This window comes from Shewanella sp. 11B5, from assembly GCF_002836795.1.
Taxonomy (GTDB): Bacteria; Pseudomonadota; Gammaproteobacteria; order Enterobacterales; family Shewanellaceae; genus Shewanella; species Shewanella frigidimarina.
In genome coordinates this window covers 1-12,926 of the sequence record NZ_PJAP01000273.1, presented here as the reverse complement: position 1 = coordinate 12,926, position 12,926 = coordinate 1, and the positions used below count along the sequence as shown (strand labels likewise).

Annotated in this window: 12 protein-coding genes; 2 read left to right on the top strand and 10 right to left on the bottom strand. The window is 42.2% G+C overall.

Going from position 1 to position 12,926, the window contains the following annotated elements; genetic code table 11:
• Window positions 1-28: 28 nt before the first annotated feature.
• The 8 genes from fabF to yceD form a co-directional block, all read right to left on the bottom strand.
• On the bottom strand, window positions 29-1,267 hold the full coding sequence (gene fabF, locus CXF78_RS04670; protein WP_102036122.1) for a beta-ketoacyl-ACP synthase II: 1,239 nt from the start codon (window positions 1,265-1,267) through the stop codon (window positions 29-31).
• A gap of 162 nt (window positions 1,268-1,429) precedes the next feature.
• Complete coding sequence (gene acpP, locus CXF78_RS04665; protein ID WP_011496723.1) at window positions 1,430-1,663, bottom strand: acyl carrier protein; 234 nt, start codon at window positions 1,661-1,663, stop codon at window positions 1,430-1,432.
• A 163-nt stretch (window positions 1,664-1,826) separates the two neighbouring features.
• The gene (fabG, locus tag CXF78_RS04660; RefSeq protein ID WP_059745150.1) at window positions 1,827-2,573 is read right to left on the bottom strand and encodes a 3-oxoacyl-ACP reductase FabG; all 747 of its coding nucleotides are present in this window, start codon (window positions 2,571-2,573) and stop codon (window positions 1,827-1,829) included.
• 10 nt (window positions 2,574-2,583) lie between these two features.
• Window positions 2,584-3,510: an ACP S-malonyltransferase gene (gene fabD / locus CXF78_RS04655; RefSeq protein ID WP_102036121.1), complete on the bottom strand. Its 927-nt coding sequence runs from the start codon at window positions 3,508-3,510 to the stop codon at window positions 2,584-2,586.
• Window positions 3,511-3,542: 32 nt separating this feature from the next.
• Complete coding sequence (locus CXF78_RS04650; RefSeq protein ID WP_011636969.1) at window positions 3,543-4,502, bottom strand: beta-ketoacyl-ACP synthase III; 960 nt, start codon at window positions 4,500-4,502, stop codon at window positions 3,543-3,545.
• A gap of 8 nt (window positions 4,503-4,510) precedes the next feature.
• On the bottom strand, window positions 4,511-5,539 hold the full coding sequence (plsX, locus tag CXF78_RS04645; protein WP_011636968.1) for a phosphate acyltransferase PlsX: 1,029 nt from the start codon (window positions 5,537-5,539) through the stop codon (window positions 4,511-4,513).
• A 15-nt stretch (window positions 5,540-5,554) separates the two neighbouring features.
• Window positions 5,555-5,725 carry a 50S ribosomal protein L32 gene (gene rpmF / locus CXF78_RS04640; RefSeq protein ID WP_011636967.1) on the bottom strand — a complete coding sequence of 57 codons (171 nt, stop codon included), beginning with the start codon at window positions 5,723-5,725 and terminating at the stop codon, window positions 5,555-5,557.
• Window positions 5,726-5,743: 18 nt separating this feature from the next.
• The gene (yceD, locus tag CXF78_RS04635) at window positions 5,744-6,268 is read right to left on the bottom strand and encodes a 23S rRNA accumulation protein YceD (RefSeq protein WP_011636966.1); all 525 of its coding nucleotides are present in this window, start codon (window positions 6,266-6,268) and stop codon (window positions 5,744-5,746) included.
• Window positions 6,269-6,515: 247 nt separating this feature from the next.
• Here yceD and CXF78_RS04630 point away from each other — a divergent pair, with 247 nt between their 5' ends.
• A complete protein-coding gene (locus tag CXF78_RS04630) occupies window positions 6,516-7,136 on the top strand; it encodes a Maf family protein (RefSeq protein WP_102036120.1) in 621 nt (206 codons plus the stop codon).
• Window positions 7,137-7,320: 184 nt separating this feature from the next.
• Here CXF78_RS04630 and CXF78_RS04625 read toward each other — a convergent pair whose 3' ends face one another.
• Both CXF78_RS04625 and rluC read right to left on the bottom strand, forming a co-directional pair.
• Entirely contained in the window at window positions 7,321-7,974 is a 654-nt protein-coding gene (locus CXF78_RS04625; protein WP_102036119.1) for an HAD family hydrolase, read from the bottom strand.
• 31 nt (window positions 7,975-8,005) lie between these two features.
• On the bottom strand, window positions 8,006-8,962 hold the full coding sequence (rluC, locus tag CXF78_RS04620; RefSeq protein ID WP_011636963.1) for a 23S rRNA pseudouridine(955/2504/2580) synthase RluC: 957 nt from the start codon (window positions 8,960-8,962) through the stop codon (window positions 8,006-8,008).
• Window positions 8,963-9,587: 625 nt separating this feature from the next.
• Here rluC and rne point away from each other — a divergent pair.
• The coding region (gene rne, locus CXF78_RS04615; protein ID WP_102036118.1) for a ribonuclease E at window positions 9,588-12,926 on the top strand (3,339 nt) is incomplete at its 3' end.

The window sequence follows — 12,926 nt, the reverse complement described above, 5'->3', positions numbered from 1 at the left end:
TCATCTTCCCTTATTGGCATTAACTCGATTAGATTTTCTTAAACAGTAACGAACCGTTTGTGCCACCAAAACCAAATGAATTACATAAGGCATAGTCAAATTGATGTCGACGTGAAGTGTGGGCAACAAAATCTAAATCGCACCCTTCATCTGGATTATCTAAGTTGATTGTTGGCGGTACGTGTTGGTCACGCAGTGCAAGCAAAGTAATAATAGCTTCAACAGCGCCTGCTGCACCTAATAAATGTCCGGTCATGGATTTAGTCGAACTCACCAATACATCGTAAGCATGTGGTCCAAATACCGATTTAACCGCGGCAGCTTCAGCTTTATCGCCTGCATTGGTTGAAGTGCCATGGGCATTAATGTAGCCCACTTGTTCTTTTTGGATCTGTGCATCATTAATGGCATTAACCATTGCAGCCGCAGCGCCTGCACCATCACTTGGTGGTGATGTCATGTGGAATGCATCACCACTCATGCCAAAACCGACTAACTCACCGTAAATTTTTGCACCACGCGCTTTAGCACGTTCGTACTCTTCCATCACAATAACACCCGCGCCATCGCCAATCACAAAGCCATCACGATCTTTGTCCCAAGGACGGCTTGCTGCTGTTGGATCTTCATTACGAGTAGATAATGCTTTAGCGGCACTAAAACCTGCGACACCTAATGGGCTCGTCACATCTTCTGCGCCACCGGCAACCATCACATCAGCATCACCATAAGCAATGGTACGTGCAGCAAAACCAATATTGTGAACACCTGTAGTGCAGGCTGTAGTCACGGCAAAGTTAGGACCTGTCATGCCATACATAATCGACAAGTGTCCGGCAATCATATTGATAATAGTGCTTGGCACAAAAAATGGTGACACTTTACGTGGTCCACCATTTAATAATGCAGAATGGCCTTGTTCAATTAACCACATCCCCCCCATACCAGCACCAATAGCGGTACCTATACGAGCTGGGTTTTCTTGGCTCATATCTAAGCCTGAATCTTTTACTGCTTGAATGCCTGCAGCCATGCCGTATTGGATAAATAAATCCATTTTACGAGCATCTTTTTTGGTTAGGTATTGTTCGACATCAAAATCTTTCACAGAGCCACTGAAACGAGTACCAAATTCACTAGCATCAAACTTAGTGATTGGAGCAATACCACTCTTACCTGCCAATAAGGCATTCCAAGTAGACTCGACATCATTACCCACAGGAGTCACTAGGCCAAGACCTGTGATGACGACACGACGTTTAGACATGATATTCACCTTTAAATAAAATCTGCCACGATGCCATTATTGCGATTTAGCTAAAGAAGTATAAGGAGGGATGTTCTAATGCAATAAAATGGAACGAGCGTTTACAAATGCTTTAAACAAAAACAGGCGGCATAAATGCCGCCTGTTTTTGTGAATTCTTGATTACTGATTCTTAGAAACGTAATCGATCGCTGCTTGAACAGTAGTGATCTTTTCAGCTTCTTCGTCAGGGATCTCGGTATCAAACTCTTCTTCTAGAGCCATAACCAATTCAACAGTGTCTAGAGAATCAGCGCCTAAATCGTCTACAAAAGAAGCAGCTGATTTAACGTCTTCTTCTTTAACGCCAAGTTGTTCGATGATGATTTTCTTTACACGTTCTTCGATGTTGCTCATTAGTTTTCTTTCCTATTCAAATTACGCACTTGCGTAAGATTGCGAGTAGTTTATTCGAATTAGATAACAATGCAAGCTTAGATTTTGTGGTCTAACCACAAAAATTAACATTGAATTGTCACTAACACTGACTCAAATGAAGGTAGTTACCTACCTATCGCCCTTAAACCATGTACATACCGCCATTCACATGCAATGTTTCGCCTGTGATGTAAGCGGCTGAATCCGAGGCCAAAAACAATACTGCATTGGCAATTTCTTGTGCTTGCCCTAATCGTTCCATCGGAACTTGCGACATAATAGCTTGTTGCTGCTCAACTGTCAGCTCATCTGTCATGTCTGTCTGGATAAATCCAGGTGCAATAGCATTCACTGTTATTTGACGAGATGCAACCTCTCTTGCAAGAGATTTTGTAAATCCGATCAAACCAGCTTTAGCTGCCGAGTAATTTACTTGGCCAGCGTTGCCCATTGTACCTACTACAGAACCGATACTGATAATACGTCCGAAACGTTTTTTCATCATAGATCGCATTACTGGTTTAGACAATTTAAATAGGGATGTCAAATTCGTGTCAATAATATCTTGCCACTCATCATCTTTCATCCGCATTAATAAATTGTCACGGGTAATACCCGCATTGTTGATAAGAATATCAACTTCACCTGCTTTTTCTTTGATCTGGCTATATAAATCAGCAACAGATTGAGAATCAGTGACATTTAACACCATTCCAAAGCCTTTGTCACCTAAGTATGCTTGAATCGCCGCAGCACCTTTTTCACTGGTTGCAGTACCGATAACAATAGCACCAGCTTGTACTAATGATTCAGCAATCGCACGCCCAATACCACGACTAGCACCTGTTACTAGGGCAACTTTACCGTCTAAATTAATGCTAAAGCTCATATCAACTCCTTTATTCGACTAATGCAGCAAATGAAGCAGCATCATTGACCGCTTGAGCGGATATCGATTTATTAATTCTTTTTGTTAAACCGGTTAATACTTTACCCGGTCCACACTCTATTAATTTTGTAACACCTTGTGTCGCCATAAATTCAACAGACTCACTCCAACGCACTGGGCAATATAACTGACGCACTAATGCATCTTTAATTGCCTGTGAATCCGTCGGCATGGCCACATCAACATTGTTAACAACATTAATGGTAGGCTCTGAGAATGTCACTTCAATTAAGGCTTTAGCGAGTTCATCAGCGGCTGGCTTCATTAGAGCACAATGTGATGGCACACTCACAGGCAATGCTACTGTCATTTTGGCCCCAGCAGCTTTACATGCTGCTGCTGCGCGTTCAACAGCCGCTTTCTCACCGGCTATCACGACTTGCCCAGGGCTGTTGTAGTTAACAGGGCTTACCACGCTACCTTCAGCAGACTCTGCACATGCTTTAGCAATAGCATCATCATCAAGACCAATAATGGCAAACATGGCACCAGAACCTGCTGGTACAGCTTGTTGCATTAATTTCCCGCGTAGCTCAACTAATTTAACGGCATCGGTAAATTCAATCACACCGGCGCATACTAAAGCAGAATATTCACCAAGGCTGTGGCCTGCTAATAAAGAGGGCATAGTCTTGTTAGATGCTTGATATGCACGCCAAATGGCCACGCTTGCAGTGAGCAATGCTGGTTGGGTTTTATCTGTTTCATTTAAGGTTTCAGCTGGGCCATTGGCAACAAGATCCCATAAATCATAACCTAACGCGTCACTCGCTTCGGCAAAGGTTTTGCCGATAACATAGTTAGATTGAGCTAATTCAGCTAACATTCCTACAGCCTGTGAACCTTGGCCAGGAAATACAAAAGCAACATTTTCCATAAACGCTTACCTGTATAAAATTAATTTGAAAATTAAAAACGAACTAAAGCACTGCCCCAAGCAAAACCACCGCCAAATGCTTCGAGTAGTAATAAATGTCCACGCTGAATTCGACCATCACGCACCGCTTCATCTAATGCGATAGGCACCGATGCGGCAGAAGTATTACCGTGTCTCGCTAAAGTCAGCACGACTTTATCTAGACTCATGTGCAACTTTTTAGCCGTGGCATTAATAATGCGGAAATTAGCTTGATGCGGCACTAGCCAGTCAATTTCTGATTTATCGACATTATTAAGACGCAAGGTTTCAGTGACCACATTAGACAGCTGGGTAACTGCAACTTTAAAAACATCGTTGCCTTTCATGGTCATAAAGCCAACAGCTTCAGAACTTTCGTTAGCACGAGGAGGGAAAGAACATTTTAATAAATCCCCTTGGCTGCCATCTGCATAGATATGCGTAGCAATGATACCAGGTGTATCACTAACGCCAATAATCGCTGCGCCGGCGCCATCGCCAAATAAAATGACGGTAGAGCGATCAGCAGGATCGCACATCCGTGACAATACGTCAGAACCTATAACCAGTACTTTTTTAGCAGAACCTGTTTTTACAAATTGATCCGCGACCGATAAAGCATAGATAAATCCAGAACACGCGGCAGCAATATCAAAGGCAGGAATATTTTTAACGCCTAATAGGGCCTGAATTTCGCATGCAGCTGCAGGAAATGCGTTTGATGCACTGGTGGTTCCACAAACAATCATATCGAGATCGCTAGCTTCGATTCCTGCCATTTCAAGCGCTTTTAGTGCCGCTTGATAACCCATTGTTGAAACCGATTCGTCTGATGCAGCAATGCGCCGCTCAGAAATACCGGTTCGGTCAACAATCCATTGGTCACTGGTTTCAACCATTTTTTCGAGATCTTGATTGCTACGAACTTGCACAGGTAGATAGCTACCTGTTCCGAGAATTTTTGTGTGCATATATGAGATCAGCTATTGATGTCTAAAAGAATCGACTCCAAACGATCTTTAATCATTTCAGGAAGACGACGTTTTGCTTCTGTTGCTGCTAAATTTAATGCTTGTAAAAATGCAGCTTCATCCGCGTTACCATGACTCTTTACTACTATTCCGCGCAATCCTATCAGACTTGCACCGTTATAGTGGTCGGGGTTCATCTTACTAAGAACAGCTTGTATGCGTGGAGCGATGAGTTTGGAGAGTAAACGAACAAAAAAACCGTCATTTAAGCCGCGTTTTAATTGATGTACTAACAGTTTTGCAATGCCTTCAGAAGTCTTTAAGGTGATATTACCGACAAAGCCATCACAAACAATCACATCCACATTACCAGTGTAAATCTCATCACCTTCGACAAAGCCAATATAATTAACTTGTTCGGTGTGCTGTAAAATTTGTCCGGCCTGTTGAACCTGATCGTTCCCCTTAATGGCTTCAATACCCACATTAAGCAAAGCTACTTTCGGGCGAGATTTCTTATGGACGGCTTCACATAAGACGGATCCCATAATGGCAAACTGGAATAAGGTCTCAGAATCACAAGATACATTGGCCCCTAAATCCAGCAGATAAACTGGCTTGCCCGTCATTGCCGGTAAGCAAGAAACAAGAGCGGGTCTATCAATACCCGGCAATGTTTTTAATAACACCTTAGCCATTGCCATCAACGCACCAGTATTACCAGCGCTAACGCAGGCTTCCGCTTTTCCGTCACGCACAAGTTCAAGCGCAATTCTCATAGAACTGTTTTTACGTGAACGCAAAGCATGAATGGGCCTATCGCACATTGTCACGACTTCAGTGGTGTGGATTATTTCAATTCTGGATAAATCAGCTGAATGAGCTTGGGGGAGGTATTTTTCTATTTCGGTTTTATCGCCAACCAAAATAATATTTAAAGAGGTATGAAATTTCAGTGCCTGCATCGCTGCAGGCACTGTCACGTGGGGACCGTGATCGCCCCCCATCGCATCTAACGCAAGCGTCAGATTTGTCATCAGATAATCAACAAATTACTTGTTGATAACCTTTTTACCGCGGTAAAAACCATCAGCAGTCACGTTGTGACGTAGATGTAATTCACCGCTAGTAGCGTCTACTGATAATTGAGCAGTGCTCAATGAATCATGTGAACGACGCATGCCGCGCTTTGAACGTGACTTTTTATTCTGTTGTACAGCCATTGGACCTGTCTCCTACGATTACTTGCTCTTCAGTTTTTCTAACACTGCAAACGGATTTGGACGCTCCTCATGAGCGGGTTCGATCTCGCCTACAACTATATCTTTCGATCCAGACTTACAACTATTATCATCGTGCATCGGGATGATAGGCATAGCGACTATCAATTCATCTTCAATCAATTGATGCAGACGTACTTCACCAATCTCATTACACTCAATTGGATCATACGCATCCGGGAGCTCATCGATTTCTGCCTCAGTCTTACAAGGACTAAAACAAAAGTCGACCGTAACCTCGGTAGTAAATTGTGTCATGCAACGTTGACATAGCAGAGTGAGCTCCGTCACAGCCTTCCCGCGAAGGTAGACTATCCCCTGTAAATCGACGCCACATTCCAACGACACAACTACGTCGGAACAGTCGCCGGCACATAACTCGCTTAATCGCTTTAGTTGCTTACCTAAAATGATACCTTCGTATCGAAGGCCACTTGAAGCAGCGCGTATAGGATCAATTGAAACCGGTATCTTTACTGTTTGCATAAGGCGCGCATATTATAGTTTGAAAACGCTGGAGTCAAAGAAAATTTCCGTAAAATACGGTAATCTCACCTAACTAGGAACTTTAGGTACTCTTTAAATCCGGCATTGAATTTGAAAGTTGGCAAATTTTACCGAACCAAACCCCATCACACAAGCATTACTCGAGAAAAATGATCCATTTGCATAGATGAATACAGTAAACTGACTAATATTCTGTTATTAGCCACTCAATAATGAAACAAAACCAATGAAATTCAATCTTGTACTTGCTTCAACCTCACCTTTTCGCCAGCAGCTATTGCAAAAATTAATGCTGCCTTTTACTTGTGTTAACCCAGATATTGATGAAACGCCAATAAAAGATGAGACAGCGTTAGCATTGGTTAAACGCTTAGCAGAGCAAAAAGCATTAGCTGGAGCGAATTTAATTGATGAAACATCGGTACCGCAAATAATAATTGGTTCAGACCAAGTCGCGTTGATTAACGGTCAGATTATCGGTAAACCTTATACTGTAGACAATGCGATAGCTCAATTAAGCTCGGCATCTGGTCAATCTATTACTTTTTATACTGGTCTTGCTGTATTCAATAATGCCAATCAGCAAATGACATCTTGTGTCGAACCGTTTACGGTTCATTTTAAACACTTATCTACTGCGCAAATTCGCTATTACGTGGATGCTGAGCAGCCACTATATTGCGCAGGGAGTTTTAAATGCGAAGGATTAGGAATTGCCTTATTTAACCGTTTAGAAGGTGACGATCCAAATAGCTTAATTGGACTACCATTAATTAAACTTATTGATTTACTCTCACAGCACGGTGTCGATATTCTCAGCCAAGCACCAGAATGCTCAATCAATTAATATTGATACCAAATCTAATAAGGGTGCATTCGTTAAGGTAATAACGTTTGCGCTTGATATGGGGACGATAAGAGGTTTAACACCGAGATAAACTAAGCAGCATATAAAGGCTTATGTGTTACAGCGTCGAACACTTATGATTCGACGCTGTATTACGTCTCTGGCAAAGCATCATCCAGAAATATTAAAGGTAGTCATGTATCGCCAGAGGCTGGTCGACAATCGCATGTGGGTTTAACGTTTTCAATCTAGCTTCATTATGCGCACCATAACTCACACCAATACTCGCCATACCAGCATTATTGGCCATCGTTAAATCATGAATGGAATCTCCAATCATAATAGCTCTGTCGGCAGCGACATTAAAATGACTCAATAATGAATGCAGCATCTCAGGGTGCGGTTTACTTTTAGCGTCATCTGCACAACGTGTGGCATGAAAATACTGCCCTAAGCCTGTTAATGCTAATACCTTATCTAGGCCATCTCGTCCTTTACCGGTCGCAACAGCTAATTGATAACCAGCCGCATGTAGATTACTAATGAGCGACTCTACCCCCTCAAAAAGAGGTGTAGGTTGCTCATTGGCAACATGATGACGTCGATAGCAATCAATAATCTGTTGATGGTTTTGATGACCAGCAAATAAAATCGGCATGATTTTAGGTAAAGATAAACCGATGACATCTCTAATTTGTTGCTCAGTGGGTATAGGTAAAATTAATTCTTGTGCTACATGTTGCATACAAGACACTATTTTACCTACGGTATCCATTAGGGTGCCATCCCAATCGAAAATGACCAGTTCATAAGCTTTATCTTTAATGTTCAATATCATGCCCTACTTCATTTGCACAGGTCTGTGGGTGTTATACTCTTTTCAATTTATCAAGAGTACTCAATAACACAGGGTCTAGAGGCGCTTTAACTTGCATGATTTCATCATTTTCTGGATGAGTGAATTTAAGTTCAGCCGCATGTAAAAATAAACGGTCTAACCCTAAAGCACGCATGCTATCGTCAAATTGCTGTTCGCTGTATTTATCATCGCAAGCAATTGCATGGCCAGCATACTGACAATGTACTCGTATTTGATGGGTTCGCCCTGTAACAGGACTCGCCTTCACTAAAGTACAGCCTTGATAACGTTGCATGATCTTATAGCGAGTTTCAGATTCTTTACCCTCTTTATTAACCCGCACGATTCGCTCGCCCGACTTTAAGGTAATTTTTAATAGCGGTGCTTTAACCACTTTATCACTTGCCTGCCATTCACCACGCACCAAGGCTAAATAATCTTTTTGCATGGTTTTGCTGCGTAATTGCTCATGTAAATGCTTTAGCGCACTACGCTTCTTAGCCACAAGCAGTACACCGGAAGTATCTTTATCTAATCGATGTACTAACTCTAAAAATTTTTGCTGTGGTCGCAGTGAACGTAATCCTTCAATCACACCATAATCAACACCGCTGCCACCGTGTACAGCAATACCAGCAGGCTTGTTTAACACAATAAGATGATTATCTTCATGGATAATACGATCTTCAAGCTGTGACACTCTGGATAAATTAGGAGATGGTGCCTTACGATTGTCTTTTTCGGCAACACGAACAGGCGGTACCCTTACGATGTCACCAATTTGTAATTTGTATTCAGGCTTGATGCGTTTTTTATTTACCCGCACTTCCCCTTTGCGCACAATCCGATAGATCATGCTTTTAGGAACACCTTTTAATTTAGTTAGCAAAAAATTATCGATTCGTTGTTCAAAATGATCTTCGTCGATAGTCACGTATTCAACTTGGGGGGTAGTTTCAGTATTCATGATGCGCCATATAGTGGTAACCCCAATAGTGTACCTTATCTTGTAAATGATTGGCTATTGCCGCATCAGACTTGAAATAAATACATGAAAGAATATGGGCTTTTGATTGCTGAAAATAACGTTTGTTGCTATATTTGCCCACAGGTTGATAGTAAACAGTGGATAAAGTGTTCACAACTTTCACCAAATGCGAAACACTAGCAGTTAGAAAAATGAACCTAATCGGTAGCAACTCATTGATTTGCAAATTGTATTAATTAAAAAACGACAAAAACCGTTTGTGCAATTAAACCGTAAGTTTTGAATAAAGATTCAATTTAACTGTAGTAAATCGCCCCAAATTCGAACAACATTTTAGCTTGTTATCAAACAAACCGATTCGACTTGGGCATTAACGGATTAAAATACCATAATTTATGGGGTTGGTTGTTAGTCAACCAATTCCTTGTTTTTGTAAACATTAGAAAATAAGCCATAAATAGGATGCGACACGCAGTGATTGCGTTTTACAGTAATGAGCACCTAATTGCCTGGATCTAGCCGTGAGGTTATACCGATTAATTCAGGCCCGTAATGCAGAAAAATCGTGTTGTTTGATGACCTCATTTAGAAGAATCACGTCATCATGAAACGTATGTTAATTAATGCAACTCAATCAGAAGAGTTGCGCGTAGCCCTAGTAGATGGGCAAGAACTGTATGATTTAGACATTGAAAGTCCTGGTCACGAACAGAAAAAATCAAATATCTATAAAGGTAAAATCACTCGAGTAGAACCGTCACTTGAAGCTGCATTTGTTGATTACGGTGCAGATCGTCACGGTTTTTTACCACTCAAAGAAATTGGTCGCGAATACTTCCCAAAAGGTTATTCATTCCAAGGCCGTCCAAACATTAAAGAAGTGTTACAAGAAGGCCAAGAGGTCATCGTTCAGATAGATAAAGAAGAACGAGGCAACAAAGGCGCTGCACTAACTACTTTTATTAGTCTTGCTGGATCTTATTTAGTCTTAATGCCAAATAACCCTCGTGCTGGCGGTATTTCTCGTCGTATCGAAGGTGATGAACGTACAGAACTAAAAGAAGCAATGGCTGAGTTAGAAGTACCTAATGGTATGGGCTTGATTGTGCGTACTGCTGGTGTTGGTAAAGAATCAACAGAGCTAAAGTGGGACTTAAAAGTACTACAACATCATTGGGATGCTATTCAGGAAGCGGCTCAAAGTAAAGCTGCACCATTCTTAATCCACCAAGAAAGTAACGTGATTGTTCGCGCTATTCGTGACTATTTACGTCGTGATGTAGGCGAAATCCTTATCGATCACCCACGTATTTTCGAAGAAGCTAAATTGCATATTGGTTTAGTGCGTCCTGATTTTGTTGAACGTGTAAAGCTATATGACTCAGAAGTACCACTATTTACTCACTTCCAAATAGAGTCTCAAATTGAGTCAGCGTTCCAACGCGAAGTGCGTTTACCTTCAGGTGGATCAATTGTAATTGACCCAACAGAAGCATTAACGTCTATCGATATCAACTCAGCCCGTGCAACTAAAGGTGGCGACATTGAAGAAACTGCACTAAACACTAACCTTGAAGCTGCTGATGAAATTGCTCGTCAATTACGTCTTCGTGATTTAGGTGGTTTAGTGGTTATCGACTTTATCGATATGACACCTGTTCGTCATCAGCGTGAAGTTGAAAATCGTTTACGTGATGCAGTACATCATGACCGTGCTCGTGTGCAATTAGGTCGTATTTCTCGATTTGGTTTGATGGAAATGTCGCGTCAGCGTCTACGTCCATCGCTAGAAGAGTCTGCCGCTCATTTGTGCCCTCGTTGTCATGGTCAAGGCACTATTCGTAGTACCGAATCTTTAGCATTATCGATTTTACGATTAATGGAAGAAGAAGCCATTAAAGAAAACACCACACAAATCGAAGCGATTGTGCCTGTTGATGTTGCTGCGTTCTTACTAAACGAAAAACGTAAAGCGATTCGTATTACAGAAGAGCGTCACCAAGTTGAAGTGTACATCATTCCAGATGCACACATGCAAACACCAGATTACCGTGTAGTGCGTCGTAAGAGTGATGATGAAGTCAGTGAATCTAGCTATAAGCGAGTAGAACAGCCTGTCGCAAAATTGTATGAGCCTCGCAAGCTTGAGCGTGCAGCATCTCCTGAACCTGCATTAAAAGGCTTCGCAGCGCCACAAAAAGCAGCTGAAGATACAGTAAAAGCAACACCAGTAAATGTCGCTCCTGTGGCAACGTCTAATCAGCCAAGTTTATTCACTCGAATGATCTCTGCCATTAGCGCTTTATTTTCTGGTAGTGAAGCTGAGGTTAAAGACACCAAAGCAGCAGTATCGACTAAAGAATCGACTCAAACTAACACTCGTCGTAACACCCGTCGTAATGACACTCGTAACGACAGCGCTAACCGTAATGACAAACGCAATGACAGTCGCCGTCAACGTAATGACAGCGACAAATCGAAAGACGGCACAGAAGCTCGTTCTCAGAATAAGCGTAATGAACGTAATAGCAGAAATACAGTTCAAGATGACAACGCCAAAAACAAACCGAGAACTGAGAAAGTTGACAAGCCATTAGCTGTCAATGAAACCAAAGCAACAGATGCTAAAGTTGCCGAAGTTAAAGTCGCTACAGAAAAATCTCCAAAACAAGAAGCTGCTCGTGAGCGTCGCCAACGTCGTAATTTACGTCGTAAAGTGCGTATTGAAAACGAACAGAGTGAAGCATTACCAACAACCGATGTTAATGATAATAAATCAACTGAGCAATCAGTTGAGGTAATGACATCAGAACCTAAAGCGGTAGAGTCAAAAGTAGCTGAAGATAAAACATCAGAAACAAGAGCGCCACGCAGTCGTCGTCAACCTCGTAAAGAGAAGACTGAACAGGCGGTTGAAGCGCCAGCAGAAAATGAAACAGAGCAAGCAACTGATCCAGTTACTGAAGTAGCAAATGTTACCAGTACTGCTGCTCCAGTTGAAACTGACGCTACTGCCGTGGTTGAAGTAAAAGCAGAAACAACTCAAGCAGATGTTGATACTGTCACTGAAACGGAAGTTGCTAGCACTGAGGTTGCAGCTGAAACTGATGAGTCAAGCTCGAGCGCTGAAGATGCTACAACAGACAGCGAAGCTGAAGGCCGTGAAGGTCAACGTCGTAGTCGTCGTAGTCCTCGTCACTTACGTGCAGCAGGTCAACGTCGTCGTCGTGATGATGAAACAGGCTCTACACAACCAGCTGTTTTCACACCTAATGATGAGTTAGAGAAGCAATTAGACGCAGAGCAAGCTAGAACTCAAGCACAAGCTCCTGTAACTGAGGCTATTGTTGAATCCGTTACTAAACCTGCTGAAACGGTTAGCACTGCTGTTGAAACCGCTACTAAGCCGGTTGAAGTGGTTAAAGCTGAAGTTAACAAGGCTGATGCAGCGCCCGTTAATGTTGAAAAAACTGAAACGCCAGTAGAAATAAAGGAAGTACCTCAAGCAGTAAAAGCACCTGAGGCCCCTGAACCTAAAGCTGAAGTAGAAGTTGTTAAAACAACGGTTGATGTTGAAGCTAAACAAACCACTGTGGCAAATACCGCAGTTGTTGAAGCTGAAAAAGCTGCAGCGTTAACTAGCAAGCAAGATAAAACGGTTGCGGCCAATTCATCTGCGCCTATGGCTAAGCCTGCTGCAATTGTGCGTCAAGCTAAACCTGAAGTCGTAAAAGAAGTCGCGGCGACAATAGCAGAGACAGTATCTACTGAAGCAGCGCCATCAACCAAAGCCCCCGTAAAGGCAAGTCGCTTTGGTTCTATGGTGTCATCTGACACGACTAAACCTACAGTAGATGTCCGTGAGCAGAAAGCGGTACCTCAAGGACGTACTTACGAAGCTCAAGCGACTGACAGCAAGGTTACGAAAGTAGCGAAGAATAAC